25 protein-coding genes and 3 tRNA genes are annotated in these 25,731 nt (G+C 66.5%); 27 read left to right on the forward strand and 1 reads right to left on the reverse strand.

All coding sequences use genetic code 11. The features are described 5' to 3' along the window. Positions 1 to 11: 11 nt before the first annotated feature. From prmB to DSC_RS05930, 6 genes are all read left to right on the forward strand, one after another. Positions 12 to 941, forward strand: coding sequence for a 50S ribosomal protein L3 N(5)-glutamine methyltransferase (gene prmB / locus DSC_RS05905; protein ID WP_014160228.1), 930 nt, complete (start codon positions 12 to 14; stop codon positions 939 to 941). A 62-nt stretch (positions 942 to 1,003) separates the two neighbouring features. Next, a complete protein-coding gene (gene aroC / locus DSC_RS05910; protein WP_014160229.1) occupies positions 1,004 to 2,089 on the forward strand; it encodes a chorismate synthase in 1,086 nt (361 codons plus the stop codon). A gap of 120 nt (positions 2,090 to 2,209) precedes the next feature. Beyond that, positions 2,210 to 3,256, forward strand: coding sequence for a 2-hydroxyacid dehydrogenase (locus tag DSC_RS05915; protein ID WP_043291018.1), 1,047 nt, complete (start codon positions 2,210 to 2,212; stop codon positions 3,254 to 3,256). 100 nt (positions 3,257 to 3,356) lie between these two features. Next, on the forward strand, positions 3,357 to 4,385 hold the full coding sequence (locus tag DSC_RS05920) for an aspartate-semialdehyde dehydrogenase (RefSeq protein ID WP_014160231.1): 1,029 nt from the start codon (positions 3,357 to 3,359) through the stop codon (positions 4,383 to 4,385). Between the two features lie 69 nt (positions 4,386 to 4,454). After that, complete coding sequence (glmM, locus tag DSC_RS05925) at positions 4,455 to 5,813, forward strand: phosphoglucosamine mutase (protein ID WP_014160232.1); 1,359 nt, start codon at positions 4,455 to 4,457, stop codon at positions 5,811 to 5,813. Positions 5,814 to 5,942: 129 nt separating this feature from the next. Further along, the gene (locus DSC_RS05930) at positions 5,943 to 6,893 is read left to right on the forward strand and encodes an isopenicillin N synthase family dioxygenase (RefSeq protein ID WP_014160233.1); all 951 of its coding nucleotides are present in this window, start codon (positions 5,943 to 5,945) and stop codon (positions 6,891 to 6,893) included. Between the two features lie 85 nt (positions 6,894 to 6,978). Here DSC_RS05930 and DSC_RS05935 read toward each other — a convergent pair whose 3' ends face one another. Then, entirely contained in the window at positions 6,979 to 7,785 is an 807-nt protein-coding gene (locus DSC_RS05935; RefSeq protein ID WP_014160234.1) for an SDR family NAD(P)-dependent oxidoreductase, read from the reverse strand. Between the two features lie 157 nt (positions 7,786 to 7,942). Between DSC_RS05935 and tpiA the strand changes: the two genes are divergently transcribed. From tpiA to DSC_RS06035, 21 genes are all read left to right on the forward strand, one after another. Continuing rightward, a complete protein-coding gene (gene tpiA, locus DSC_RS05940; RefSeq protein ID WP_014160235.1) occupies positions 7,943 to 8,695 on the forward strand; it encodes a triose-phosphate isomerase in 753 nt (250 codons plus the stop codon). A gap of 70 nt (positions 8,696 to 8,765) precedes the next feature. Beyond that, positions 8,766 to 9,188 (forward strand): preprotein translocase subunit SecG, encoded by a 423-nt coding sequence (secG, locus tag DSC_RS05945; protein WP_043291019.1) that lies wholly within the window; start codon positions 8,766 to 8,768, stop codon positions 9,186 to 9,188. A gap of 46 nt (positions 9,189 to 9,234) precedes the next feature. Then, positions 9,235 to 9,319, forward strand: a tRNA-Leu gene (locus DSC_RS05950). Between the two features lie 402 nt (positions 9,320 to 9,721). Further along, positions 9,722 to 10,078, forward strand: coding sequence for an NADH-quinone oxidoreductase subunit A (locus DSC_RS05955; RefSeq protein WP_014160237.1), 357 nt, complete (start codon positions 9,722 to 9,724; stop codon positions 10,076 to 10,078). Beyond that, the gene (locus tag DSC_RS05960; protein WP_014160238.1) at positions 10,069 to 10,623 is read left to right on the forward strand and encodes a NuoB/complex I 20 kDa subunit family protein; all 555 of its coding nucleotides are present in this window, start codon (positions 10,069 to 10,071) and stop codon (positions 10,621 to 10,623) included. Before DSC_RS05955 ends, DSC_RS05960 begins: the two co-directional genes overlap by 10 nt. A 30-nt stretch (positions 10,624 to 10,653) precedes the next feature. Further along, on the forward strand, positions 10,654 to 11,406 hold the full coding sequence (locus tag DSC_RS05965; protein ID WP_043290442.1) for an NADH-quinone oxidoreductase subunit C: 753 nt from the start codon (positions 10,654 to 10,656) through the stop codon (positions 11,404 to 11,406). After that, the gene (locus DSC_RS05970; RefSeq protein WP_014160240.1) at positions 11,403 to 12,713 is read left to right on the forward strand and encodes an NADH-quinone oxidoreductase subunit D; all 1,311 of its coding nucleotides are present in this window, start codon (positions 11,403 to 11,405) and stop codon (positions 12,711 to 12,713) included. The genes DSC_RS05965 and DSC_RS05970 overlap by 4 nt, the downstream gene beginning before the upstream one ends. A 160-nt stretch (positions 12,714 to 12,873) precedes the next feature. Beyond that, positions 12,874 to 13,401, forward strand: coding sequence for an NADH-quinone oxidoreductase subunit NuoE (nuoE, locus tag DSC_RS05975; protein WP_014160241.1), 528 nt, complete (start codon positions 12,874 to 12,876; stop codon positions 13,399 to 13,401). Between the two features lie 4 nt (positions 13,402 to 13,405). Further along, on the forward strand, positions 13,406 to 14,740 hold the full coding sequence (nuoF, locus tag DSC_RS05980; RefSeq protein WP_014160242.1) for an NADH-quinone oxidoreductase subunit NuoF: 1,335 nt from the start codon (positions 13,406 to 13,408) through the stop codon (positions 14,738 to 14,740). Then, positions 14,737 to 16,983 carry an NADH-quinone oxidoreductase subunit NuoG gene (gene nuoG / locus DSC_RS05985; protein ID WP_014160243.1) on the forward strand — a complete coding sequence of 749 codons (2,247 nt, stop codon included), beginning with the start codon at positions 14,737 to 14,739 and terminating at the stop codon, positions 16,981 to 16,983. Before nuoF ends, nuoG begins: the two co-directional genes overlap by 4 nt. Next, the gene (gene nuoH / locus DSC_RS05990) at positions 16,980 to 18,071 is read left to right on the forward strand and encodes an NADH-quinone oxidoreductase subunit NuoH (RefSeq protein ID WP_014160244.1); all 1,092 of its coding nucleotides are present in this window, start codon (positions 16,980 to 16,982) and stop codon (positions 18,069 to 18,071) included. The genes nuoG and nuoH overlap by 4 nt, the downstream gene beginning before the upstream one ends. Before the next feature lie 5 nt (positions 18,072 to 18,076). Then, entirely contained in the window at positions 18,077 to 18,565 is a 489-nt protein-coding gene (gene nuoI, locus DSC_RS05995; RefSeq protein ID WP_014160245.1) for an NADH-quinone oxidoreductase subunit NuoI, read from the forward strand. Between the two features lie 7 nt (positions 18,566 to 18,572). Continuing rightward, complete coding sequence (locus DSC_RS06000; RefSeq protein ID WP_014160246.1) at positions 18,573 to 19,229, forward strand: NADH-quinone oxidoreductase subunit J; 657 nt, start codon at positions 18,573 to 18,575, stop codon at positions 19,227 to 19,229. Beyond that, positions 19,226 to 19,531 (forward strand): NADH-quinone oxidoreductase subunit NuoK, encoded by a 306-nt coding sequence (gene nuoK, locus DSC_RS06005; RefSeq protein WP_014160247.1) that lies wholly within the window; start codon positions 19,226 to 19,228, stop codon positions 19,529 to 19,531. Before DSC_RS06000 ends, nuoK begins: the two co-directional genes overlap by 4 nt. Positions 19,532 to 19,538: 7 nt before the next feature. Then, positions 19,539 to 21,707 carry an NADH-quinone oxidoreductase subunit L gene (gene nuoL, locus DSC_RS06010; protein WP_014160248.1) on the forward strand — a complete coding sequence of 723 codons (2,169 nt, stop codon included), beginning with the start codon at positions 19,539 to 19,541 and terminating at the stop codon, positions 21,705 to 21,707. Between the two features lie 19 nt (positions 21,708 to 21,726). Further along, on the forward strand, positions 21,727 to 23,247 hold the full coding sequence (locus DSC_RS06015) for an NADH-quinone oxidoreductase subunit M (protein ID WP_014160249.1): 1,521 nt from the start codon (positions 21,727 to 21,729) through the stop codon (positions 23,245 to 23,247). Between the two features lie 13 nt (positions 23,248 to 23,260). Beyond that, positions 23,261 to 24,727 (forward strand): NADH-quinone oxidoreductase subunit NuoN, encoded by a 1,467-nt coding sequence (gene nuoN, locus DSC_RS06020; protein ID WP_014160250.1) that lies wholly within the window; start codon positions 23,261 to 23,263, stop codon positions 24,725 to 24,727. Positions 24,728 to 24,796: 69 nt separating this feature from the next. Next, positions 24,797 to 24,873: transfer RNA gene (locus tag DSC_RS06025), tRNA-Met, on the forward strand. Between the two features lie 45 nt (positions 24,874 to 24,918). Next, positions 24,919 to 24,995 (forward strand) — tRNA-Met (locus DSC_RS06030). A 269-nt stretch (positions 24,996 to 25,264) separates the two neighbouring features. Further along, the gene (locus tag DSC_RS16990) at positions 25,265 to 25,432 is read left to right on the forward strand and encodes a glycine zipper domain-containing protein (protein WP_014160251.1); all 168 of its coding nucleotides are present in this window, start codon (positions 25,265 to 25,267) and stop codon (positions 25,430 to 25,432) included. Between the two features lie 107 nt (positions 25,433 to 25,539). After that, a complete protein-coding gene (locus tag DSC_RS06035; protein ID WP_014160252.1) occupies positions 25,540 to 25,725 on the forward strand; it encodes a hypothetical protein in 186 nt (61 codons plus the stop codon). Positions 25,726 to 25,731: the final 6 nt, after the last annotated feature.

The following is a 25,731-nucleotide window of genomic DNA, read 5'->3' on the forward strand; positions in this document are numbered from 1 at the left end:
TGTTGCTGTCCATGACTGCCGACGCAGCCAACGCCCTGCACACCCTCATCGACCTGATCCGCTACGGCGCCAGCCGCTTCAACGCGGCCGGGTTGACCTTCGGGCACAGCCACGACAACGCGCTGGACGAGGCCACCGCCCTGGTCCTGCATACCCTGCACCTGCCGCCGGACCTGGGCCCGGCCTATGGCCAGGCGCACCTGCTGGCCGAAGAAAAGCAGGCCATCCTGGCGCTGATCGAGCGTCGCGTGGCCGAGCGCGTGCCGGTGGCCTACCTGACTGGCGAGGCCTGGTTCGCGGGCCTGAGCTTCAAGACCGATGCGCGCGCGCTGGTGCCGCGCTCGCCGATCGCCGAGCTGATCGAGTCCGGCTTCGAGCCCTGGCTGGCCGGCCGCCAGGTGCAGCGCGCGCTGGACCTGTGCACCGGCTCGGGCTGCATCGCCATCGCCATGGGCCACTACAACCCGGACTGGCAGGTCGACGGCGCCGACATCAGCGATGACGCGCTGGCCCTGGCCGCCGAGAACAAGGCGCGTCTGCACGCCGACAACGTGCAACTGATCAAGTCCGACCTGTTCAGCGGCCTGTCCGGCCGTCGCTACGACCTGATCGTCAGCAATCCCCCGTATGTCACCAACGAGGAAACCGACGCGCTGCCGCAGGAGTATTCCCACGAGCCGCAGCTGGGCCTGCGCGCGGGCGAGGACGGCCTGGACCTGGTCCTGAAGATCCTGCGCGATGCGCCGAGCCACCTGTCCGCCGACGGCCTGCTGATCTGCGAAGTCGGCGAATCCGAACGGCACCTGGTCAGGCTGCTGCCGGAAGTGGACTTTTCCTGGATCGAGTTCAAGGTCGGCCAGATGGGGGTGTTCGCGGTGGAATGCGGCGAACTGATCGCCCACCGCGCGCGCATCAGCGAACTGGCGGCGCAGCGGCCGTGAGCTGCGCTTTCGCTCGTCATGACGGCAACAGCGAAAACAGTAGGTAACGGTAAATCCCAATCGTGAACACATTCGGCCATCTGTTCCGCGTCACCACCTTCGGCGAGTCGCATGGCCCGGCGATCGGCTGCGTGGTCGATGGCTGCCCGCCGGGGCTGGAGCTGGACCCGGCCGAGTTCGCCCACGACCTGCAGCGTCGCGCCACCGGCAAGAGCCGGCACACCTCGGCCCGGCGCGAGGCCGACGTGGTGGAGATCCTCTCCGGCGTCTACCAGGGCCGCACCACCGGCACTCCGATCGGCCTGCTGATCCGCAACACCGACCAGCGCAGCAAGGACTACGGCACCATCGCCGCCCAGTTCCGCCCCGGCCATGCCGACTACAGCTACTGGCACAAGTACGGCATCCGCGATCCGCGCGGTGGCGGGCGCTCATCGGCGCGCGAGACCACCATGCGCGTGGCCGCCGGGGTGATCGCCAAGAAGTGGCTGGGCCAGCGCTTTGGGGTGCGCGTGCGCGGATTCCTCTCGCAGCTGGGCCAGATCAGGCCGGCCGGTTTCGACTGGAACGCGGTCGAGGACAACCCGTTCTTCTGGCCGCACGCCGCGCAGGTGGATGAACTGGAAACCTACATGGACGCGCTGCGCAAGTCCGGCGATTCGGTCGGCGCACGGGTGGACGTGGTCGCCGACAACGTGCCGCCGGGCTGGGGCGAGCCGGTCTACGGCAAGCTCGACGGCGAACTGGCCGCGGCGCTGATGAGCATCAACGCGGTCAAGGGTGTGGAGATCGGCGACGGCTTCGCCGCGGCTGCGCAGAAGGGCACCGAACACCGCGACCTGATCACCCCGCAGGGCTTTTTGAGCAATCACGCCGGTGGCATCCTCGGCGGCATCTCCACCGGCCAGGCGATCACCGCCTCGATCGTGCTCAAGCCCACCTCCAGCCTGCGCCTGCCCGGGGCCACCGTTGACGTGGACGGCAACGTGGTGGAGGTCGTCACCACCGGCCGCCACGACCCGTGCGTGGGCATCCGCGCCACGCCGATCGCCGAGGCGATGGTCGCCCTGGTCCTGATGGACCAGGCCCTGCGCCATCGCGCCCAGTGCGGCGATGTCGGCGCCGTCAGCCCGCGCATTCCCGGGTGAGCAGGAACGTGCCACGCCCGGCATGCCGCGCGGTTCCTGCCAGCACCCGGCCATGGAGGGCCGGGCCGGTGCCGCCGGCCTTGCCGTCTGGCGCCGTGGATGGCCGCAGGGAATCTCGTGATGTCTAGGCCCCGGGTCTGGGTCAGCCAGCCGTTGTTCGACGACATCGTCGGGCAGCTGGCCGCGCATTTCGAGTTGACCCTGGAGCGCGAAGTGCGCAGCTATTCCTCCGATGAGCTGGCCGAGCGGCTGGCGCCGCTGGACGGGGCGCTGGTCACGCTCAACGAGCGCATCGGCGCGGCCGAGATCGGCAGCGCCGGCAACCTGCGCGCGATCGCCAATGTCGGGGTCGGCTACAACAACCTGGACCTGGAGGCGCTGAGCGCGGCCGGCATCGTGGCCACCAACACGCCCGACGTATTGACCGAGACCACCGCCGACTTCGGCTTCGCCCTGTTGATGGCCACCGCGCGCCGGATCACCGAGGCCGAAGCGTTCGTGCGCGAGGGTCGCTGGCGTGCCTGGTCGTTCACCACCCTGCTCGGCGCGGACCTGCACGGCAGCACCCTGGGCATCCTGGGACTGGGCCGGATCGGCCGGGCCATCGCCCGGCGCGCGCGCGGCTTCGGCATGCGCGTGGTCTACCACAACCGCTCGCGGCTGACGCCGGCGCTGGAAGCCGAACTCGGCGCCTCCTGGCTCGGCTTCGATGACCTGCTGTCTGCCTCCGATCACCTGGTGCTGGTGCTGCCGTACACACCGGCCTCGCACCACCTGATCGACGCCCGTGCTTTGGCCAGGATGAAGCCGACCGCGACCCTGGTGAACATCGCCCGCGGCGGCATCGTCGATGAACTGGCCCTGGCCGATGCGCTGGCCCATGGCCGCCTGGCCGGCGCCGGGCTGGACGTGTTCGAAGGCGAACCCAGGGTCCGCCCGGAGCTGCTGGCGCTGAAGAACCTGGTGCTGACCCCGCACATCGGCAGCGCCAGCCTGGCCACGCGCCGGGCCATGGTGCAGCTGGCCGTGGACAACCTGATCGCGGCGATGGGCGTGGGGCCCAACGCCGGCCATCCGCCGAGCATCCTCAACGCCGACGCGCTCAAGGCCGCCGGGACTGGCGCTGCCGTCGCCGGCGCGAAAAACACCACCGCGAGCAAACGATAGGGAACCTTGCGCGCGCACACCGACAGCGAAAGGTTCCCCGAGCCCAAGCCCCGCGTGCCCCATGCCCCTGACCATCCTTTCCCTTGAAGAAGACACTTCCATGAGCAACACCCCATCGCGCACATTCCACGTCGCCGTCGTGGGCGCCACCGGCGCCGTCGGCGAGACCATGCTCTCGATCCTGGCCGAACGCGATTTCCCGGTCGGCACCCTGTCGGTGCTGGCCTCCGAGCGTTCGGCCGGCGGCCAGATCGAGTACCGCGGCCGCACGGTCGTGATCCAGGACCTGGCCAGCTTCGATCCGGCCGGCGTGGACATCGCGCTGTTTTCGGCCGGTGGCGCCATCTCCAAGGAATACGCCCCCAGGTTCGCTGCCGCCGGCGCGGTGGTGATCGACAACTCATCGGCCTTCCGCTACGAGGACGACGTGCCGCTGGTGGTGTCCGAGGTGAACCCGGAAGCGGCCAGCAACCGCCCGCGCGGGATCATTGCCAACCCCAACTGCTCGACCATGCAGATGGTGGTGGCGCTGGCACCGCTGCACCGCCAGTACGGCATCGAGCGCATCAACGTGGCCACCTACCAGTCGGTGTCCGGCGGCGGGCGTTCGGCGCTGGAGGAGCTGGGCAAGCAGACCGGCCAGCTGCTCAATTTCCAGCAGATCGACCCGCAGCGCTTCCCGGTGCAGATCGCCTTCAACCTGATCCCGCACATCGACGAGTTCCTGGACAACGGCTTCACCAAGGAGGAAATGAAGCTGGTCTGGGAAACCCGCAAGATCCTGGGCGATGACAGCATCCTGGTGAACCCCACCGCGGTGCGCGTGCCGGTGTTCTACGGCCATTCCGAAGCGGTGGCGATCGAGACCAGGATCAAGGTCACCCCGGAAGCGGCGCGCGAACTGCTCTCGCGCTCGCCGGGCGTGGAAGTGGTCGATGAGCGCGTGGCCGGCGGCTATCCGACCCCGGTGACCCATGCCTCGGGCACCGATGCGGTGTACGTGGGCCGCATCCGCGAGGACCTCTCGCACCCGCGCGGACTCAACCTGTGGATCGTCTCGGACAACATCCGCAAGGGCGCCGCGCTCAACGCCGTGCAGCTGGCCGAACTGGTCGCCGCCGGCGGCTAGTGGCGGGAGTCGGGAGTCGGGACTCGGGACTCGGCGGCCTGACCGCCGCGACCGTCGCCCGGCCTCCCCATGACCCGCAAGTACTTCGGCACCGACGGCATCCGCGGGCGGGTGGGGCAGGGCCCGATCTCGGCCGATTTCATGCTGCGCCTGGGCAATGCCTATGGCCATGCGCTGGCCGCGCGCGTGCGCCGGGCCGGGGCCGGCAAGCCGATGGTGATCATCGGCAAGGACACGCGCATCTCCAACTACATGTTCGAAGCCGCCCTGGAAGCTGGGCTGGTGGCCGCCGGCGTGGACGTGCAGCTGATGGGGCCGATGCCCACCCCGGCCGTCTCGCACCTGACCCGCGCCCTGCGCGCCTCGGGCGGGATCGTGATCTCGGCCTCGCACAATCCGCATTACGACAACGGCATCAAGTTCTTCTCGGCCGAAGGCGAAAAACTCGACGATGCCACCGAGCTGGCCATCGAGGCCGCCCTGGAACAGCCGTTCCGGACCGTGGCCTCCGAGCACCTGGGCAAGGCGGTGCGCACCCGCGATGCGGTCGGTCGCTATGTGGAAAGCTGCAAGAACTCGGTGCCGCGCGAGTTCGACCTGACCGGGATGAAGATCGTGGTGGACTGCGCCAACGGCGCCACCTACCAGGTCGCGCCGATCGTGCTGCGCGAGCTCGGCGCACGCGTGGAAGTCATCGGCGATGCGCCCAACGGCCTGAACATCAATGACGGGGTGGGTTCGACCCATCCCGAGCACCTGGCCAAGCGCGTGCTCCTGTCCGGCGCCGACCTGGGGATCGCCTTCGATGGCGACGGCGACCGGGTGCTGTTGGTCGATGGCCAGGGCAAGGTGGTCGACGGCGACGGTCTGCTGTACGTGCTGGCCAGCGACTGGAAGCGCAGCGGCCGCCTGCACGGGGCCGTGGTCGGCACGCTGATGACCAACTACGGCCTGGAAAAGTCGCTGGGTGAGCAGGGCATCGCCTTCGTCCGTGCCCAGGTCGGCGACCGCTACGTGCACCAGGCGCTGGTCGATGGCGGCGGCGTGCTCGGCGGCGAAGCCTCCGGCCACATCCTGTGCCTGGACCGGGCCAACACCGGCGACGGCATCGTCAGCGCGCTGCAGGTGCTGGAAGTGCTGCGGCGCACCGGCCAGCGCCTGGACCAGGCATTGAAGGGACTGGTGATGCTGCCGCAGCAGACCGTCAACGTGCGCCTGCAGGGCGTATCGGCCAAGGACGTGGTCCAGGCGCCGGCGGTCAGGGCGGCACTGGCCCAGGCCCAGCAGTGCGTGGCCGGGCGTGGGCGCGCGTTCCTGCGTCCGTCCGGTACCGAGCCGGTGGTGCGGGTGACGGTGGAAGCCGACGACGATGCACTGATGCAGGCCACCCTCGACGCCCTGGCCGGTGCGGTGCGTGCCGCGGCGTGAAAGGCTGCTGATCGCCCTGGGCGTGGTCATCGCCAAGGCGTTCACGTTCTGGGGCTTGTGTCTGCTCCTGCGTTAGCTGCGTACCAGGCGATAAACTGGTCGGCCAAGCATGCTGACCGCCGATCGCCCATGAGCGCCATCCCCACCCTCGACATCGCCCGTTTCATCTCGCCCACCAGCGAGGCCGATCGCGCCGCGTTCGTGGCCGAGCTGGGCGCGGCTTACCGCGAATGGGGCTTTGCAGGCATCCGCAATCACGGCATTGCGCAGGCGCAGATCGCTGCGGCCTACGAGGTGTTCAGGGACTTCTTCGCGCTGCCGGAGCAGACCAAGCTGAAGTACTGCCTGCCCGGCAGCGGCGGGGCGCGCGGCTACACACCCTTCGGTGTGGAGACGGCCAAGGACTCAAGGCATTTCGACCTGAAGGAGTTCTGGCACATCGGCCGTGAGCTTCCGCCCGACTCCAGGTACGCCCAGGTGATGCCGCCGAACCTGTGGCCGGAGGAAGTGCCCGGCTTCCGCGAGCATGGCTACGGCCTGTACCAGCAGCTCGATGCACTGGGCAGCCATGTGCTGGCGGCGCTGGCGCTGCATCTGGGCTTGCCGGAAGACTATTTCCTGGACAAGACCGACTGTGGCAATTCGATCCTGCGGCCGATCCATTACCCGCCGATCACCAGCCAGGACATCCCCAACGTGCGCGCCGGCGCGCACGAGGACATCAACCTGATCACGCTGCTGGTCGGCGCCAGCGCCGCTGGCCTGGAAGTCAAGTCCAAGCAGGGCCAGTGGGTGCCCTTCACCAGCGATGCGGACACCATCGTGGTCAACATCGGCGACATGCTGCAGCGCCTGACCAACCACGTGTATCCCTCCACCACCCACCGGGTGACCAATCCGCCGGGTGAGGCAGCGCGCCAGCCGCGCTATTCGGTGCCGTTCTTCCTGCACCCCAATCCGGATTTCCTGATCGACGTGCTGCCTTCGACGATCACCCCGGACAATCCCAACCGCTATCCGGAAGCGATCACCGCACAGGGCTATCTGGAACAGCGCCTGCGCGAGATCAAGCTGAAGTAGGAGCACACCGCAGGGGCGCGATGGAGCGTTCCCGGTAAAGCCCCTCGCGGCCGCGTCCCAAGAAGGCGACAAAGGCCGCCCCCGTTCACCCCTGCGAGCGCACCCGCCGCGAGCTGCGCGCCATCAGGCGCAGCAGCCAGGCCTGTGGCAGATGCCGCAGTACCTGGTACAGCCCGCGATAGCGCCAGCCGGGAATGACCAGCACCTGGCCGCGGCGGACACCTTCGATGCCGGCGCGCACCACTTGCTCGGCGCTGAGCCAGACCCACTTGGGCAGCCTGGACATCTGCGCGCGGGTGCCGGTGACATCGTGGAACTCGGACCAGGTGAAGCCCGGGCACAGCGCGCACACGTGCACGCCGCGGTCGGCGTATTCCAGCGACAGTGACTGGCTCATCGCCAGCAGCCAGGCCTTGGCCGGTGCATACAGGGTCTGGCCATCTGCACCCGGGACCAGGGCCGCAAACGAGGCGACGTTGATGATCTGGCCGCTGCCGCTTTGGATCAGGTCTGGAAGCAGGCGCCAGGTCAGTTCGCTGGGCGCGGTCACCATCAACTGCACGAAGCGTGCATGCACGGCCCAGTCGCGGGTCAGATAACGGCCGGCAACGCCATAGCCGGCATTGTTGACCAGGATCTGCACGTGCAGCCGGCGGCGCTGGATTTCCGCCTGCAGACGCGCCGGCGCAGCCGGGTCTTCCAGATCCTCGGCAATGACCTGGACGTCCACCTGCGATGCCAGTTCGGCCGCCAGCGATTGCAGGCGATGGACCCGTCGCGCAGTGAGGATCAGCGGCACGCCAAGGGCGGCGTACTGGCGCGCGAATTCAGCCCCGATGCCGCTGGAAGCGCCGGTGATCAGGGCATAGCCTCGGGCCGCCGTAGCATCCATGGATGCGCCTTTTGCTCTGGTTGAGGCGGCAGAGTGTGCACCAGCTCGGCCAGCCTGGCGACGCAGGCCTGGGCGCTGTGGGGAGCCTGAGTGAGCTGAGACGGCACCGACGCGGGCATCGCGGTATCCTGTTGATCTTGTCCAGACAGGAGCCCCCATGCGCCGCAGGATCGTCGCCGGAAACTGGAAGCTGCATGGCAGCCGCGCCTTCGCCACCCAACTGGTGTCGGAACTGGTGGCCGCGCTGCCATTGGGCGGCGTGGAGCTGGTGATCCTGCCGCCACTGCCCTATCTGGGCGACCTGATCGAGGATTTCGAAGACCAGCCCATCGCATTTGGGGCGCAGGACGTCAGCGCCAACGAGAAAGGCGCCTACACCGGTGAAGTCTCCGCCGCGATGCTGGCCGATGTGGGCGCGCGTTACGGCCTGGTCGGCCATTCCGAACGCCGCCGCTATCACCACGAGAGCAACGCGCTGGTCGCGCGCAAGTTTCTCGCTGCGCGCAACGCGGGCCTGACGCCGGTGCTGTGCGTGGGCGAAACCCTGGAGCAGCGCGAGGCCGGCCAGACCGAGGCGGTGATCGCCGACCAGCTCGAGTCGGTGCTGGCCCTGGCCGGCGTGGCCGCCTTCGACGGCGCGGTGGTGGCCTACGAGCCGGTCTGGGCGATCGGCACCGGCCGCAGCGCCTCGCCGCAGCAGGCCCAGGCGGTCCATGCCTTCATCCGTGGCGTGGTGGCGCGGCACGATGCTAGAATTGGCGATTCACTGCCGCTGCTGTACGGCGGAAGCGTCAGGCCTGACAACGCCGCCGAACTGTTTTCGCAAGCCGATGTCGATGGTGGGCTGGTCGGAGGCGCCTCGCTGGTGGCTGCCGACTTCCTGGCCATCGCGCGTGCGGCGGCCGGCTGACCTCACGCGTAATTAGAACGGCTCCGCTGCATGCCGGCGGGGTTCTTTACCGAGAAACCGATTCATGTCGATGTTGATGCTGATCCTCAATGTGGTCTACGTGGTGGTGGCGATCGCCATCATCGGGCTGGTGCTGATGCAGCGCGGCTCCGGTGCGCAGGCCGGCTCGGGCTTTGGTGCCGGTGCTTCCGGCACCGTATTCGGCTCGCGCGGCGCGTCCAACTTCCTGTCCAAGAGCACCAAGTGGCTGGCCGTGGCGTTCTTCGCCATCAGCCTGTTCATGGCCTGGAGCGCCTCGCGCACCGCCCACACCGGCAGCCAGCAGCAGGACCTGGGCCTGATGTCCGAGCAGCCGGCCGCCGCCGCACCCGAGCCGGCGCCGCCGCCGCCGGGCGAACTTGCACCGCCGGCCAGCAGCCAGCCAGCTGCTTCGGCCCCGGCCGCCGCCACGCCGGCACCGCCGCCGCAGCAGGCTCCCGCTCCGGCGGAGTGACGCGTACAATGCCCGCCCGGCGCAGGTCGGGTTGGCAGACAGCTTTGCCCAGGTGGCGGAATTGGTAGACGCACTACCTTGAGGTGGTAGCGGCGAAAGCCGTAGGGGTTCGAGTCCCCTCTTGGGCACCAAACGAGCAGGACACGACAGAGGGCCTTGATGGCCCTTTGCCGTTGCTGGCATCGGCATTTTGCGCGGCTGGCCCGTCCAGTGGGCCATTTGAGCGACGTGTTGCGGCCCAATGCGTTCGTCGTCGATGGCAGCGCCTCAAAACGTTTACTCACCAGTTCAGTGAACGCTACAATTGAACGGTTCGCTGCAGTGTCCGGTACGAATCAACGGAAGGAGACTGAAGCGGAGCGCCCGGCTTGGCCGGACCGGAGTACGGAAGACGCGGGTCGCGGCTTCCGGGCGCCAGGCCCACCGCAAGGGTGGACCCGCAAGACCGGACCCGTTTGCGACCTTCGCATCGCCTGCCGCATTGCAGCAGTAGACTGTGCCCAGTCGCCGGACCCCTACAGAGAGAACTGCGCGTGCTGGCCAATTACCTGCCGAACCTGCTTTTCCTGATCGTCGCCACCGGCATCGGCATCTCGTTGATGGTGATCGGTCGCCTGATCGGCCCCAGGCGCCCTGACGCCGAGAAACTCTCCCCCTACGAATGCGGCTTCGAGGCATTCGAGGACGCGCGCATGAAGTTCGACGTGCGCTACTACCTGATCGCCATCCAGTTCATCGTCTTCGATCTGGAAATCATCTTCATCGTGCCCTGGACCCAGGTGTTCATGGAAATCGGTGCGCGCTCCCTGGTCACCATGGGCCTGTTCGTGGGCATGTTGTTCCTGGGCTTCATTTACGTCTGGAAGAAGGGAGCGCTCGAATGGGAGTGATCCAAACCATCGACAAGCTGATGACCAACCCCGTGCCGGAGGGTCGGGTGGACGACATCCTGCGTCCCGAGGGCGACAATCCGCTGCTGGACAAGGGCTATGTCACCACCAGCGTCGATACGCTGATGAACTGGGCCCGCACCGGCTCGATGTGGCCGATGACCTTCGGCCTTGCCTGTTGCGCGGTGGAGATGATGCATGCCGGTGCCGCGCGCCTGGACCTGGACCGCTATGGGGTGGTGTTTCGCCCCAGCCCGCGCCAGGCCGACGTGATGATCGTGGCCGGCACCCTGGTCAACAAGATGGCTCCGGCGCTGCGCAAGGTCTACGATCAGATGCCCGACCCCAAGTGGGTGATCTCCATGGGCAGCTGCGCCAACGGCGGCGGTTACTACCATTATTCGTACTCGGTGGTGCGCGGCTGCGACCGTATCGTGCCCGTGGACATCTACGTGCCGGGCTGCCCGCCCACTGCCGAGGCGCTGGTCTACGGCATCCTGCAACTGCAGAAGAAGATCTGGCGTACCCAGACCATCGCCCGCTGAACCCCTTTACCTAGAGCACGCAAAGCCCCCATGGCAGAGCAAGCCGCTTATATCCAAGAGCTGTGCACGCGTTTGACCGACGCGGTCGTGACCGTGTCGCCCGCGGGCGAGACCACCATCGAGGTGCCGCATGCGCAGTGGCATGCGCTGTGTCTGGCGCTGCGCGACAGCTTCGGCTTCGAGCAGCTCAGCGATCTGTGCGGGGTCGATTACCTGGGCTATGGCAGTGACGAGTGGGATACCGCGGATGTGTCCTCGCAGGGCTTCTCGCGCGGGGTGGAAGGCAAGGCCGTGGGCCGTTTCGCCTGGGGTGAGTTCCCCTCGCAGGAGAACGGCAACGCCGACGGTGTCCAGCCGATGCAGGTGCCGGTCCAGCGCTTTGCCGTGGTGGTCCACCTGATCTCGTACCAGCACAACCGTCGCCTGCGCCTGCGCTGCTATGCGCCCAACGACGACGTGCCGGTGGTGGCCTCGGTCACCGACATCTGGCCTGGCGCCAACTGGTTCGAGCGCGAGGCATTCGACCTGTTCGGCATCGTCTTTGCCGGCCACCCGGATCTGCGCCGCATCCTGACCGACTATGGTTTCGTCGGGCATCCGTTCCGCAAGGATTTCCCGCTGATCGGCAACGTCGAAGTGCGTTACGACGCAGAGCGCAAGCGGGTGGTGTACGAGCCGGTGACCTCGGTCGAGCCGCGCGTGGGCGTGCCGCGCGTGATCCGCGAGGACCCCCGCTACCAGACCGCCGCCGGTGAAGCCGCAGCGCGGGAGTCGAGCAAATGAGCGCACACGTCAGGCCATCGCATGAAGCCTTCGCCAGCAACCCCAGCGAAGGCAAGCAGGAAATCCGCAACTACACGATGAACTTCGGCCCGCAGCATCCGGCCGCGCACGGCGTGCTGCGCCTGATCCTGGAAATGGACGGCGAAACCATCGTCCGTGCCGATCCGCACATCGGCCTGCTGCACCGTGGCACCGAGAAGCTGGCCGAGTCCAAGCCGTTCAACCAGTCGATCGGCTACATGGATCGCCTGGACTACGTATCGATGATGTGCAACGAGCACGCCTACGTGCTGGCCATCGAGAAGCTGATGGGCATCCAGGCGCCCGAGCGCGCGCAGTACATCCGCACGATGTTCGACGAGATCACCCGGATCCTGAACCACCTGATGTGGCTGGGTTCCAACGCGCTGGACCTGGGCGCGATGGCGGTGATGCTGTACTGCTTCCGCGAGCGCGAAGAGCTGATGGACTGCTACGAGGCGGTCAGCGGCGCGCGCATGCATGCCACCTACTATCGTCCGGGCGGGGTCTATCGCGACCTGCCCTCGCAGATGCCCAAGTACAAGGAATCGCCCTGGCACAAGGGCGCTTCGCTCAAGCGCATCAACGCCGCGCGCGAGGGCTCGCTGCTGGACTTCCTGGAAGACTTCACCAGGACCTTCCCGAGCCGCGTCGACGAGTACGAAACCCTGCTCACCGACAACCGCATCTGGAAGCAGCGCACCGTGGGCATCGGCGTGATCACCCCGGACCAGGCGCGTGCCTGGGGCATGACCGGGGTGATGCTGCGCGGTTCGCAGATCGAATGGGACCTGCGCAGGAAGCAGCCCTACGCCAAGTACGACGCGATGGAGTTCGACATCCCGGTCGGCATGAATGGCGACTGCTACGACCGCTACCTGGTGCGCGTGGCCGAGATGCGCCAATCCAACCGCATCATCGCCCAGTGCGTGAAGTGGCTCAAGGCCAACCCCGGTCCGGTGATGGTGGAGAACTTCAAGGTCGCCCCGCCCAGGCGCGAGGCCATGAAGGACGACATGGAAGCGCTGATCCATCACTTCAAGCTGTTCAGTGAAGGCTACTGCGTGCCGGCCGGCGAGACCTATACCGCGATCGAGGCGCCCAAGGGCGAGTTCGGCTGCTACCTGGTGTCCGATGGCGCCAACAAGCCGTTCCGCGTGCACCTGCGCGCGCCGGGCTTCGTCCATCTTTCGTCGATGGACGCGATCGTGGTCGGGCACATGCTGCCGGACGTGGTCGCGATGATCGGCACCTATGATCTGGTGTTCGGCGAGGTGGACCGGTGAACGGCTCGGGACTCGGGTTTCGGGACTCGGGGCTCGGCGAACGTCGGTCCATGGCTCCCCTTTCTGCAACTGCACCAAGGTTTTTCGACGGTCCGGGCATTCCGGCGCATGGGCTCTTCCGAGTCCCGAGTCCCGAGTCCCGAGTCCCGGAGATTCACGCATGAGAGCCACAGGCAATTTCGAAAACGCGCGCCACGTCGATCCGATGGTCGTGCTGAGCGAAAAGACGCGCGCCCATATCGATCACTGGCTGAGCAAGTTTCCGCCGGACCGCAAGCGCTCGGCGGTGCTGCAGGGCCTGCATGCGGCGCAGGAACAGAACGGCGGCTGGCTCAACGACGAGCTGATCGCCGCGGTGGCCAGGTATCTGGACATTCCGCCCGTGTGGGCCTATGAGGTGGCCAGCTTCTACTCGATGTTCGAGCTGGAAAAGGTCGGCCGCCATAACGTGGCCTTCTGCACCAACATCAGCTGCTGGCTCAATGGCGGCGAAGAGCTGGCCCAGCACGCCGAGCGCAAGCTCGGTTGCAAGCGTGGCCAGTCCACCGCCGACGGGCGCATCTTCCTCAAGCGCGAGGAAGAGTGCCTGGCCGCCTGTTCGGCCGCGCCGATGATGGTCATCAACGGCCATTACCACGAACACCTCACACCCGAGAAGGTCGACGCACTGCTGGACGGGCTGGAGTAAGCGCATGGCAGATTCGCACGCATCCACCGGCCCGGTCGGGCCGGCGCCGCAGCCGCACCAGGTGGTCTACACCACGCTGCATTACGACACCCCGTGGTCCTACGAGAACTACCTCAAGACCGGCGGCTATGCGGCCCTGCGCAAGATCCTGGAAGAAAAGATCGCGCCGGCCGACGTCATCGAGATGGTCAAGGCCTCCAACCTGCGTGGCCGCGGCGGGGCGGGCTTTCCGACCGGTCTGAAGTGGTCCTTCATGCCCAAGGGCGACATGCAGAAGTACATCCTCTGCAATTCGGACGAATCCGAGCCTGGCACCTGCAAGGACCGCGACATCCTGCGCTACAACCCGCACTCGGTGGTGGAGGGCATGGCGATCGCCTGCTACGCCACCGGATCGACGGTGGGCTACAACTATCTGCGCGGCGAGTTTCACCACGAGCCGTTCGAGCGTTTCGAACAGGCCCTGGCCGATGCCTACGCCAATGGCTGGCTGGGCCGGGACATCCTCGGCAGCGGCGTGAACATTGACATCCACGCCGCGCTGGGCGCCGGCGCCTACATCTGCGGCGAAGAGACCGCGCTGATGGAGTCGCTGGAAGGCAAGAAGGGCCAGCCGCGCTACAAGCCGCCGTTCCCGGCCAACTTTGGCCTGTACGGCAAGCCGACCACAATCAACAACACCGAGACCTACGCCTCGGTGCCGGCGATCATCCGCAACGGTCCGGAATGGTTCCTGGGGCTGAGCAAGACCAAGAACGGCGGCCCCAAGATCTTCTCGGTCTCCGGCTGCGTGACCAAGGGCGGCAATTTCGAAGTGCCGCTCGGCACCACCTTCGATGAACTGCTGGAAATGGCCGGCGGCCTCAGGCCGGGCCGCACGCTCAAGGGCGCCGTGCCCGGCGGCGTGTCGATGCCGGTGCTCAAGGCCGAGCAGCTGGCCGGCCTGCAGATGGACTACGACACCCTGCGTGCGCTGGGCACCGGCCTGGGCTCGGGCGCCATCGTGGTGCTGGACGACAGCGTGTGCTGCGTGCGCTTTGCCTGCCGCATCAGCCAGTTTTTCCACAAGGAATCCTGTGGCCAGTGCACCCCGTGCCGCGAGGGCACCGGCTGGATGCACCGGGTGCTGGAGCGGATCGTCGCCGGCAAGGGCACGATGGAAGATCTGCATCAGTTGAAAGCCGTGGCCGGCCAGATCGAAGGCCACACCATCTGCGCGTTCGGTGAAGCGGCGGCATGGCCCATCCAGGGCTTCCTGCGCCAGTTCTGGGACGAATTCGAGTACTACATCGTCAACGGTCGTTCGATTGTGGACGGTCCGCTGGAGGCTGCGGCATGAGTGCCCAACCGGTCGATCCCAAGGTCCCGCCGGATCACGTCACCATCGAGATCGACGGTCGTGTCCTGTACGCGCCCAAGGGCTCGATGATCATCCAGGCCGCCGACAAGGCCGGTATCCCGATCCCGCGTTTCTGCTACCACGACAAGCTGTCCATTGCGGCCAACTGCCGCATGTGCCTGGTCGATACGGAAATCGGTGGCCGCGGTGCGCCCAAGCCGTCGCCGGCCTGCGCCACGCCGGTGGGCGATGGCCTGAAGGTCTTCACGCGCAACGAGAAGGCGCTCAAGTACCAGCGCAGCGTCATGGAGTTCCTGCTGATCAACCATCCGCTGGACTGCCCGATCTGCGACCAGGGCGGCGAGTGCGAACTGCAGGACGTCTCGTTGGGCTATGGCCGTTCGGTCAGCCGCTTCAATGAGCGCAAGCGCACCGTGCCCGACGAGGACATCGGTCCGTTGGTCGCCACCGAGATGACCCGCTGCATCCAGTGCACGCGCTGCGTGCGCTTCACCGCCGAGATCGCGGGGACCTACGAGCTCGGCGGCATGTACCGCGGCGAGAACCTGCAGATCGGCACCTACGACGGCCAGCCGCTGACCACCGAGCTGTCCGGTAACGTGGTGGACGTGTGCCCGGTCGGCGCGCTGACCAACAAGGTGTTCCAGTTCCGCGCCCGCCCGTGGGAGCTGCAGGCGTACCCGTCACTGGGCTACCACGACCCGATGGGCTCGAACCTGTTCGTGCACGTGCGCCGCGGCGAAGTGCTGCGCACGGTGCCGCGCGACAACGAGGCGGTCAACGAGTGCTGGCTGTCCGATCGCGACCGTTATTCGCACCAGGGCCTCTATGCCCAGGACCGCGCGGTCAAGCCGCTGCAGAAGGTCGACGGCGAATGGAAGGAAGTGAGCTGGGCCGCAGGCCTGGCCGCTGCCGCGCAGATCCTCAAGGCGCACCAGGGCGATGAGCTGGGCGTGCTGGTCCATCCGGCCACCTCGAACGAGGAGGGCGGGCTGCTGGCCAGGCTCGCCGCAGGGCTGGGCAGCGGCAACCTCGACCACCGCATCCTGTCGTGCGACCTGTCCGATGGCGCGGTGGCGCAGCCGTTTGCGCTGCCGCTGGCCGACATCGAGAAGGCCGGCGCGATCGTGGTGTTCGGCAGCAACCTGCGCCACGAGTTGCCGCTGCTGCACCAGCGCATCCGCAAGGCCAACCGCAACGGCGCCCAGGTGCACGTGGTCAATCCGGTGGATTTCGAGTTCACCTTCGCCACCACCGGCAAGTACATCGTGCCGCCCTCGCAGCTGGCTGACGCACTGGGCAATGCCGAACTGCGCGACGCGGTGAAGGGCGCCAGCTCGGCCGTGGTCATCGTGGGTGCGATCGCCGAAAACCACCCGCAGGCTTCGGCACTGCGCAAGGCCGCGGCCGACTTTGCCGCGGCCACCGGCGCTGCGCTGTGCCGGATCCCGCAGGGCGCCAACGCCGTGGGCCTGACCCGCGCCGGGGTGCTGCCGACCGGCAGTGACGCGGCCGAGATGGTGTCCAGGCCGCGTGCTGCGTATGTGATCTACGGGATCGAGCCGGGCCTGGATTTCGCCCATGGCTTTGCCACCCAGAAGGCGCTGGCCGCAGCCAAGGTCGTGGCCTTCAGCCACTTCGCCTGCGCCTCCACCCGCCGCCTGGCCGATGTGATCCTGCCGATCGGTGCGCTGCCGGAAATCGAGGCGACCCTGACCAACCTGGACGGCCGCGAGCAGCGCGCCCAGGCCGGCGGCAAGCCGCCGGGCGAGGCACGCGAAGGCTGGAAGGTGCTGCGCGCCCTGGGCGGCGCGCTGGAATTGCCAGGCTTCGAGTTCACCGATCTGGCCGGCGCCCGCGCCAGCCTGGCTGGTGCCGCCACCGTGGCGCCCAGGGCATCGGCGGCGCCGTCGCTGGCGGGCGAGGGGCTGGAAGTGGTGACCACCGCGGCGATCTACCGCACCGACGGCTTCGTCCGTCGCGCCAGCGCGCTGCAGTCGCATCCGCTCAACGCCGCGCCGGCCGTGAGCCTGCACCCGGACGACGCCAAGGCCGCCGGCCTGGCCGACGGCCAGGTGGCCAAGGTGCAGGCCAGTGACGGAACGGCCACCCTGCCGGTGGTGATCAATGACCGTGTCGCACCGGGTTCGGTGTGGATCGAGTCGGGCCATGGCGCGACCGCGCCCATCGGTGCCGGCCGTGTGAAGGTGGTGGCTGCATGAACGAGCTGTTGATCAATGGGGTCAGCCCGCTGCGCGACTGGCTGCTGGGCCTGGGCGCCATCGGCGTGATCGTGTGGATCGTGCTGAAGATCCTGGTGATCGCCATGCCGGTGATCATTTCGGTGGCCTTCTACGTGGTCTGGGAGCGCAAGCTGATCGGCTGGATGCACGTGCGCCACGGGCCGATGTACGTCGGCATGGGCATCTTTCAGGCCTTTGCCGACGTCTTCAAGCTGCTGTTCAAGGAAATCATCCAGCCAGCCAGCGCGCAGAAGTCGATCTTCGTCATCGCCCCGCTGATCACCCTGGCGCCATCCTTCGCAGCCTGGGCGGTGGTGCCCTTCGATAGCCAGCTGGTGTTGTCCAATGCCAACGCCGGGCTGCTGTATCTGCTGGCGATGACCTCGCTGGGCGTGTACGGCATCATCCTGGCCGGCTGGGCCTCCAACTCCAAGTACGCCTTCCTGGGCGCGCTGCGCTCGGCCGCGCAGGTGGTCAGCTACGAGATCGCCATGGGCTTTGCGCTGGTGGGCGTGATGATCGCGGCCGGCAGCCTCAACCTGTCGGCCATCGTCGAGGCCCAGCGCGGCAATGCCGGCTTCCTGGAGTGGTACTGGCTGCCGCTGTTGCCGCTGTTCATCGTGTACTGGGTGTCCGGGGTGGCCGAGACCAACCGCGCGCCGTTCGACGTGGTGGAAGGCGAATCGGAAATCGTCGCCGGGCACATGGTGGAGTACTCCGGCTCGGCGTTCGCGCTGTTCTTCCTGGCCGAATACGCCAACATGATCCTGGTCAGCTTCCTGATCTCGATCTTCTTCCTGGGCGGCTGGCTGAGCCCGATCCAGGGCTGGGTCGAGGCGGACGTCTCCCCGTGGGTCGACTGGATCTGGCAGGGTGGCTGGCCGTGGCTGTTTGCCAAGGTGTTCTTCTTCGCCAGTGCCTACATCTGGTTCCGCGCCAGCTTCCCGCGCTACCGCTATGACCAGATCATGCGGCTGGGCTGGAAGGTGTTCATTCCCCTGACCATCGTGTGGATCGCAGTGACCGCACTGATGGTCTTCTACGGCGTCATCCACCGAGGCGCCTGACCCCTATGAACAAGATCGCCCATTACTTCAAGAGCCTGTTGTTGCTTGAGCTGCTGCAGGGTCTGTGGCTGACCCTCAAGTACACCTTCAAGCCCAAGTACACGATGATGTACCCGATGGAAAAGTTCCCGCAGTCGCCGCGCTTCCGCGGCCTGCACGCGCTGCGCCGCTATCCCAACGGGGAAGAGCGTTGCATTGCCTGCAAGCTGTGCGAAGCGGTCTGCCCGGCGCTGGCGATCACCATCGATTCGACCAGGCGCGAGGATGGCACCCGCCGCACCACGCGCTACGACATCGACCTGTTCAAGTGCATCTATTGCGGCTTCTGCGAGGAAAGCTGCCCGGTGGACTCCATCGTGGAAACCCACATCCTGGAGTACCACTTCGAAAACCGTGGCGAGAACATCGTCAACAAGCAGCAGCTGCTGGCCATTGGCGACCGACTCGAGTCGGAAATCGCCGAGCGCCGTGCCGCCGACGCCGCCTTCCGCTGAGGACGAGATGGACTGGGTACTGATCAGCTTCTACATCTTCGCCGCCGTGGCCGCCCTGTCGGGCGCGGCAGTGATCAGCGTGCGCAACCCGGTGCACGCGGTCCTGTTTCTCATCCTGACCTTCTTCAGCGTGGCCTGCACCTGGCTGCTGGTGGGCGCCGAGTTCCTGGGCGTGGCCCTGATCCTGGTGTACGTCGGCGCGGTGATGGTGCTGTTTTTGTTCGTGATCATGATGCTGGACATCGACGTGGCCAACCTGCGCGAGGGGTGGGTCAGGTTCCTGCCGGTGGGCATCCTGGTGGCGGTGGTCATGCTGGTCCAGATGCTGGTGCTGATCGGGATCAAGGCCAAGACCGGCGCGCCGCTGCCGGACAACGCGGCCTCGGTGGCGGCCGAGACCTCCAACATCACCTGGCTGGCGCGCACGCTGTTCACCGAATTCCTGCTGCCGTTCGAGTTCGCCGCGGTCATCCTGACCGTGGCGGTGATCGCCGCGGTGATGCTGACCCTGCGCAAGCGCGAAAACGTCAAGACCCAGGACGTGTCGGAGCAGACCAGGGTCAAGGCCAGCAACCGCTTGCGCATGGTGCACATGGAGTCGGTGCGCCCGGTGGTGGCTGTTCCGGAAACGCCGGCCGACGATTCGCAGGAGACCAAGCCATGATCACCCTGGGACACCTGCTGGCCCTGGGCGCGGTGCTGTTCTGCATCTCGCTGGCGGGCATCTTCCTCAACCGCAAGAACATGATCATCCTGCTGATGTCGATCGAGCTGATGCTGCTGTCGGTCAACATCAACTTCGTGGCCTTCTCGCGCCAGTTGGGCGATCCGGCCGGGCAGCTGTTCGTGTTCTTCATCCTCACCGTGGCCGCGGCCGAGGCCGCGATCGGCCTGGCGATCTTGGTCGCGCTGTTCCGCAGCCGGCGCACGATCAACGTCGCCGAAGTCGACTCCCTCAAGGGCTGATGTACTGATGATGGGCGAAATCCTCCTTTCCAAGTCCATGCTGGTCGCCGTGGTGCTGGCGCCGTTGCTGGGCAGCATCGTGGCCGGCCTGTTTGGCCGCCAGGTCGGCCGTGTCGGTGCGCACACCATCACCATCCTGGGCGTGGCGATCAGCTGCGCACTGTCGTGCTGGGTGCTTTACCAGCTGGCCTTCAACGGTGCGGCGCCGTTCAACGAAAACCTCTACACGCTGTTCGACATCGGCAACTTCCATGGCCACGTCGGCTTCATGGTCGATCGCCTGACCGCGATGATGATGGTGGTGGTGACCTTCGTGTCGCTGCTGGTCCACATCTACACCATCGGCTACATGGCCGACGACGACGGCTACCAGCGCTTCTTCAGCTACATCTCGCTGTTCACCTTCAGCATGCTGATGCTGGTGATGAGCAACAACTTCCTGCAGCTGTTCTTCGGCTGGGAGGCGGTGGGCCTGGTGTCCTACCTGCTGATCGGTTTCTGGTTCAAGCGCCCGACCGCGGTGTTTGCCAACCTGAAGGCGTTTCTGGTCAACCGGGTGGGCGACTTCGGCTTCCTGCTCGGCATCGCCGCGGTGCTGCTGTGGTTCCGCACGCTGGACTACAGCGCGGTGTTCGCCAGCGCGCCGATGCTCAAGAACATGTCGTTGACCCTGATCGAGGGCCATCCGTGGCAGGTCTCGACGGTGATCTGCATCTGCCTGTTCATCGGTGCGATGGGCAAGTCGGCCCAGGTGCCGCTGCACGTGTGGCTGCCCGACTCGATGGAAGGCCCGACCCCGATCTCGGCCCTGATCCACGCCGCGACGATGGTCACCGCCGGCATCTTCATGGTGGCGCGCATGTCGCCGCTGTTCGAACTGTCGCAGGCGGCGCTGGACTTCGTGCTGTTCATCGGCGCGACCACGGCCTTCTTCACCGGCCTGATCGGCATCGTCCAGAACGACATCAAGCGCGTGATCGCCTACTCCACGCTGTCCCAGTTGGGCTACATGACCGTGGCGCTGGGCGTGTCGGCGTACAGCGCAGGCGTGTTCCACCTGATGACCCATGCCTTCTTCAAGGCGCTGCTGTTCCTGGGCGCCGGCTCGGTGATCATCGGCATGCACCACGAGCAGGACATGCGCAGGATGGGCGGGCTGCGCAGGTACATGCCCATCACCTACGTCACGATGATCATCGGCACCCTGGCCCTGGTCGGCACGCCGTTCTTCTCCGGGTTCTACTCGAAGGACACGATCATCGAGGCGGCGCAGCACCACGCGCATGGCGCGCCGTTCTGGAGCGTCGCGAAATACGGCTACATGGCGGTGCTGGGCGGGGTGCTGATCACCAGCTTCTACAGCTTCCGCCTGCTGTTCCTGACCTTCCACGGCGCTGAACGCTTCCGCGATGCCCATGCCGCGGACGGAGCGCAGCACGGCGCAGCCGCGCACACCGATGCGGAGGCACAGGTGCACGCCGATGATCGCGGCGTGCAGGCCCATGGCGATCACGCCCATGACGAGCACGGGCATGGCGCGCATGAGCCGCACGAGCCGCCGTGGGTGGTGACCGTGCCGCTGATCCTGCTGGCGATCCCCTCGGTGCTGATCGGCTTCTTCACCATCGGCCCGATGCTGTTCGGCACCAACTGGGCGGGGCATCACGCCGAGGCGGCGGTGCCTGGACAGGAGGTGGGCTTCTTCACCGGCATCATTGATTTCTACGAGCCTGCACGCGATACGGTCGGGGCGCTGGCCGAGGAATTCCACGGTCCGGTGGCGTTTGCGCTGCACGGCATCTGGGCCTGGCCGTTCGCGCTGACCGTGCTCGGTTTCGTGCTGGCCGCGCTGCTGTACCTGGTGCTGTCGCCGGAATGGCCGGCCAGGCTGCGCCAGCGCTTCTCGGTGCTGGTGAAGATCCTGGAGGCCAAGTACGGCTTCGACATCCTGTGGATCGACGGTTTCGCCGCTGGCGGTGTCCAACTGGGCAAGCTTTCGCGCTGGATCGATACGCGCATCATCGATGGGTTCTTCGTCAACGGCAGCGCCCGGGTGGTCGAGCTGGCCTCGCAGCTGCTGCGCCGCACCCAATCCGGTTTCCTCTACCACTACGCCTTCGCCATGATCCTCGGCCTGATTGCACTGCTGGCCGCAGTCATGACGTACTGGCGCTGATCTGTACGGATACGAACACGTGTCGAACCTGCTGAGCATTCTGATCTGGCTGCCGATCCTCGGCGGTGCCCTGGCACTGGCGATGGGGGCCGGACGCGCGCAAGCCGCACGCTGGCTGGCACTCATCGTCGCGCTGCTGACCTTCCTGGCGAGCATTCCGTTGCTGACCCACCTGCAGTGGGGCAGCGGCGAGATCCAGTTCGTCGAGAAGCACGCCTGGGTGTCGGCCTTCGACATCTGGTATGCGCTGGGGGCCGATGGCATCTCGGTGGCGCTGATCGTGTTGACCACGCTGACCACGCTGCTGGCGTTGATCGGCGCCTGGACGGCGATCGACAAGCGGGTCAACCAGTACGTGGCCGCCTTCCTGATGCTGGAAGGCATGATGATCGGCGTGTTCAGTGCCACCGACGCGATCCTGTTCTACGTGTTCTTTGAAGCGATGCTGATCCCGATGTTCCTGATCATCGGCATCTGGGGCGGCCCGCGCCGCATCTATGCGTCGATCAAGTTCTTCCTGTACACCTTCCTCGGCTCGGTACTGATGCTGGTCGGGTTGATCTACCTGTACATGAAGGGCGGCGAGCTGGGCCATGCAAGCTTCCAGTTCGCCGATCTGTACATCCTGCTGCTGACGGCCAGGGAACAGACCTGGTTGTTCTTCGCCTTCCTGATCGCCTTCGCGGTCAAGGTGCCGATGTTCCCGGTTCACACCTGGCTGCCGGACGCGCACGTGGAGGCGCCGACTGCAGGCTCGGTGATCCTGGCCGCGATCATGCTCAAGATCGGTGGCTATGGCTTCCTGCGCTTCTCGCTGCCGATCACGCCCGATGCGGCCCACGAGTGGGGCCAGCTGGTGATCGTGCTATCGCTGATCGGCATCGTCTACGTCGGCCTGGTGGCGCTGGTGCAGGAGGACATGAAGAAGCTGATCGCCTATTCGTCGGTCTCGCACATGGGCTTTGTCACCCTGGGCACCTTCATTGCCGCCGGCCTGATGCGCGATTACGACAACGGCGATGCCGCGCGCCTGGGCCTGCAGGGCGCGGTGGTGCAGATGATCTCGCATGGCTTGGTCTCCGGCGCGATGTTCTCGCTGGTCGGCGTGGTCTACGACCGCATGCACACGCGCATGATCAAGGACTACGGCGGGGTGGCCAATGTCATGCCCTGGTTTGCGGTGTTCTTCGTGTTCTTCGGCATGGCCAACTCGGGCCTGCCGGGCACCAGCGGCTTCGTTGGCGAGTTCATGGTGATCCTGGCCAGCTTCCAGAAGCATCCCTACATCGCCGTGGTCGCGGCGCTGACCCTGATCATCGGCGCCGGCTACACGTTGTGGCTGGTCAAGCGCGTGCTGTACGGGGAAGTGGCCAACAGCCACGTCGCCGAACTGAAGGACATCAAATGGCGCGAAGCCCTGGTGCTGGGCGTGTTCGCCGCCGGCACGCTGGCCATCGGTGTGTATCCCAAGCCGCTGACCGACCTGCTCGAGCCGTCGATCGCGCAACTGGCGATGCAGCTCGCCACCAGCAAGCTGTAAGGACTCCAACGTCATGGCCGCCCCGATGCTTTCCTCCGCCCCCGTCACCGACCTGCTGCCGATCATCCCGGAGCTGGTCGTGGTTGCCGGTGCCTTCGCGCTGCTGATCCTGGACGTGTTCCTGGACGCGCGCCGCCGCGTCATCACCCACGGCCTGACCCTGGTGGTGCTGGCGATCGCCTTGGTCCTGCTGGTGACCCACGTCGGCTGGGATGCCGCAGGCGCCAGGACGGTGTTCAACGGCATGTTCGTGCGCGATCAGCTGGCCGATGTGATCAAGGCCGCGATCGTGCTGGTCTCGGGCCTGTCGCTGGTCTATGGCTGGCCGTACCTGCGCGAGCGCAACCTGTATCCGGGCGAATTCCCTGTGCTGGTGCTGTTCGCCAGCGCCGGCATGATGATGCTGGCCTCGGCCGGCAGCCTGGTGATGGTCTACCTGGGCCTGGAACTGCTGTCGCTGTGTTCGTATGCGCTGGTCGGCATGAACCGCGACAACGGCCTGGCGACCGAGGCGGCGATGAAGTACATCGTGCTCGGGTCGATCGCTTCGGGCCTGCTGCTCTACGGCATGTCGCTGGTCTACGGTGCGACCGGTTCGCTGGAGCTGTCGCAGATCAACGCCGCCATCGCCGGCATTGCCGATCGCCCGATGCTGCTGACCGGGATGGTGTTCATGGTCTGCGGCATCGCCTTCAAGCTGGGCGCCGCGCCGTTCCACATGTGGCTGCCGGACGTCTACCAGGGCGCGCCGACGCCGATCACGCTGTTCATCAGCGCCGGTCCCAAGCTGGCCGCCTTCGCCATGGCCTATCGCGTGCTGGAGCAGGGCGTGGGCCCGACTTCGCCGCAGTGGCAGCTGTTGCTGGCCGGCCTGGCCGCACTGTCGCTGATCATCGGTAATGTCGTGGCCATCGCCCAGCGCAACCTCAAGCGCATGCTGGCCTACTCTACCGTGTCGCACATGGGCTTCCTGCTGCTCGGCCTGGCCGGCGGTGGACCCGAGGGCTATGCAGCGGCGCTGTTCTACGGCATCACCTACGCGCTGATGTCGGCCGCCTCGTTCGGCGCGATCCTGGTGCTGTCGCGCCACGGTTTCGAAGCGGAGATGATCGACGATTTCAAGGGGCTGAGCTCGCGCAGCCCGTGGATGGCCGGCATGGTGCTGTGCGTGATGGCCTCGCTGGCCGGGGTGCCGCCGTTTCTTGGCTTCTGGGCCAAGCTGGTGGTGTTGCGCGCGGCCTTGAACGGCGACCTGATGTGGCTGGCGCTGCTGGCGGTGGTGTGCGCGGTGATCGGCGCGTTCTACTACCTGCGCGTGGTCAAGGTGATGTACTTCGACGAGCCGGTTGGTGCATTGCCGGCGCCGCGCGCGGGCAAGGTCGTGCCGTTCCTGTTTGGCGTCAACGCGCTGGGCCTGCTGGTGCTGGGTCTTGCCTGGAACCCATTGATGACCTGGTGCAAGGCCGCCTTCGGCCTGTGATCCATTCAGTCGCCAAGGTGTCACAGGGCTTGCCTATTTTCCTGTAATTCTCCATAATTCCGCTCCTGATGCGGGGTGGAGCAGTCTGGCAGCTCGTCGGGCTCATAACCCGAAGGTCGCAGGTTCAAATCCTGCCCCCGCTACCAATGAATCTACGTTCGAGATGACGTAGTCGCTTCAGAAGTTTCTGTTGCGGGGTGGAGCAGTCTGGCAGCTCGTCGGGCTCATAACCCGAAGGTCGCAGGTTCAAATCCTGCCCCCGCTACCACGGAAAATCTGCATCGGCGACGATGCAGCGGTGGTACACGAAACGGCGTTCCCGGCAACGGGCTCGCCGTTTTCGTTTGTGCTGGATCGTGGGGTTTCGGGCCAGGGCTTGCGATCGTCCAGACGGGGTTTTCCCTGCAGCGACTTTGCGCAGCTGCTTCACTGGATCTGTCGATCCTTGTCAAGGCGACGCGCCCATGTGCAGGCCCACATGGCTTCAGAACGCGTCGAGGGAGCGAATCCTGCGGCGGTGGATAGATCGAGGAACGCATGAACAAGCGCGCGGGTTGGAGTCTGGGAATCGGCATGGCTTTGGGCGCCGCGCTGGGCGTGGGCTTTGGCGCGGCCATGCATGACATCGGTGCCGGCCTGGCGCTCGGGCTCGGCCTGGGTGCCGTGCTCGGTGCGTTCAAGCTCAGCCAGAAAAAACGCCGCTGACCCATGAGGGCCGCCGCGCATGCGGTCACATCGGCCGGCGTGATGCGTCCTGTCCCACAAGGGCCCCGCACGGCGGCGTGTGGTGCGGCCCGGACAGGAGCAACGACATGAAACGCCATCGCGGCATCGTGGTATTGGTACTGGGCATCGCCCTGGGCGCGGCCCTGGGCGCGGCGACTGGGGAGATGGGCCTGTGGCTGGGCATGGGCGCCGGCATCGGCGCGGGCTGGATGGCGCTGCTGGGCGGGATCGATCGCGGCCGTCGCTGCCTGCGCGGGAGAGCGCGCGACTGACGCGTA

The organism is Pseudoxanthomonas spadix BD-a59 (genome assembly GCF_000233915.3).
Taxonomy (GTDB): domain Bacteria; phylum Pseudomonadota; class Gammaproteobacteria; order Xanthomonadales; family Xanthomonadaceae; genus Pseudoxanthomonas_A; species Pseudoxanthomonas_A spadix.

What these genes read in the sequence shown, in the direction of transcription:
- prmB (WP_014160228.1), top strand. Translation starts at nt 12, where the DNA reads ATGACTGCCGACGCAGCCAACGCCCTGCACACCCTCATCGACCTGATC.
- DSC_RS05915 (WP_043291018.1), top strand. Translation starts at nt 2,210, where the DNA reads ATGTCTAGGCCCCGGGTCTGGGTCAGCCAGCCGTTGTTCGACGACATC.
- DSC_RS05920 (WP_014160231.1), top strand. Translation starts at nt 3,357, where the DNA reads ATGAGCAACACCCCATCGCGCACATTCCACGTCGCCGTCGTGGGCGCC.
- glmM (WP_014160232.1), top strand. Translation starts at nt 4,455, where the DNA reads ATGACCCGCAAGTACTTCGGCACCGACGGCATCCGCGGGCGGGTGGGG.
- DSC_RS05930 (WP_014160233.1), top strand. Translation starts at nt 5,943, where the DNA reads ATGAGCGCCATCCCCACCCTCGACATCGCCCGTTTCATCTCGCCCACC.
- DSC_RS05935 (WP_014160234.1), bottom strand. Translation starts at nt 7,785, where the DNA reads ATGGATGCTACGGCGGCCCGAGGCTATGCCCTGATCACCGGCGCTTCC.
- tpiA (WP_014160235.1), top strand. Translation starts at nt 7,943, where the DNA reads ATGCGCCGCAGGATCGTCGCCGGAAACTGGAAGCTGCATGGCAGCCGC.
- secG (WP_043291019.1), top strand. Translation starts at nt 8,766, where the DNA reads ATGTTGATGCTGATCCTCAATGTGGTCTACGTGGTGGTGGCGATCGCC.
- DSC_RS05960 (WP_014160238.1), top strand. Translation starts at nt 10,069, where the DNA reads ATGGGAGTGATCCAAACCATCGACAAGCTGATGACCAACCCCGTGCCG.
- DSC_RS05965 (WP_043290442.1), top strand. Translation starts at nt 10,654, where the DNA reads ATGGCAGAGCAAGCCGCTTATATCCAAGAGCTGTGCACGCGTTTGACC.
- DSC_RS05970 (WP_014160240.1), top strand. Translation starts at nt 11,403, where the DNA reads ATGAGCGCACACGTCAGGCCATCGCATGAAGCCTTCGCCAGCAACCCC.
- nuoE (WP_014160241.1), top strand. Translation starts at nt 12,874, where the DNA reads ATGAGAGCCACAGGCAATTTCGAAAACGCGCGCCACGTCGATCCGATG.
- nuoF (WP_014160242.1), top strand. Translation starts at nt 13,406, where the DNA reads ATGGCAGATTCGCACGCATCCACCGGCCCGGTCGGGCCGGCGCCGCAG.
- nuoG (WP_014160243.1), top strand. Translation starts at nt 14,737, where the DNA reads ATGAGTGCCCAACCGGTCGATCCCAAGGTCCCGCCGGATCACGTCACC.
- nuoH (WP_014160244.1), top strand. Translation starts at nt 16,980, where the DNA reads ATGAACGAGCTGTTGATCAATGGGGTCAGCCCGCTGCGCGACTGGCTG.
- nuoI (WP_014160245.1), top strand. Translation starts at nt 18,077, where the DNA reads ATGAACAAGATCGCCCATTACTTCAAGAGCCTGTTGTTGCTTGAGCTG.
- DSC_RS06000 (WP_014160246.1), top strand. Translation starts at nt 18,573, where the DNA reads ATGGACTGGGTACTGATCAGCTTCTACATCTTCGCCGCCGTGGCCGCC.
- nuoK (WP_014160247.1), top strand. Translation starts at nt 19,226, where the DNA reads ATGATCACCCTGGGACACCTGCTGGCCCTGGGCGCGGTGCTGTTCTGC.
- nuoL (WP_014160248.1), top strand. Translation starts at nt 19,539, where the DNA reads ATGATGGGCGAAATCCTCCTTTCCAAGTCCATGCTGGTCGCCGTGGTG.
- nuoN (WP_014160250.1), top strand. Translation starts at nt 23,261, where the DNA reads ATGGCCGCCCCGATGCTTTCCTCCGCCCCCGTCACCGACCTGCTGCCG.
- DSC_RS16990 (WP_014160251.1), top strand. Translation starts at nt 25,265, where the DNA reads ATGAACAAGCGCGCGGGTTGGAGTCTGGGAATCGGCATGGCTTTGGGC.
- DSC_RS06035 (WP_014160252.1), top strand. Translation starts at nt 25,540, where the DNA reads ATGAAACGCCATCGCGGCATCGTGGTATTGGTACTGGGCATCGCCCTG.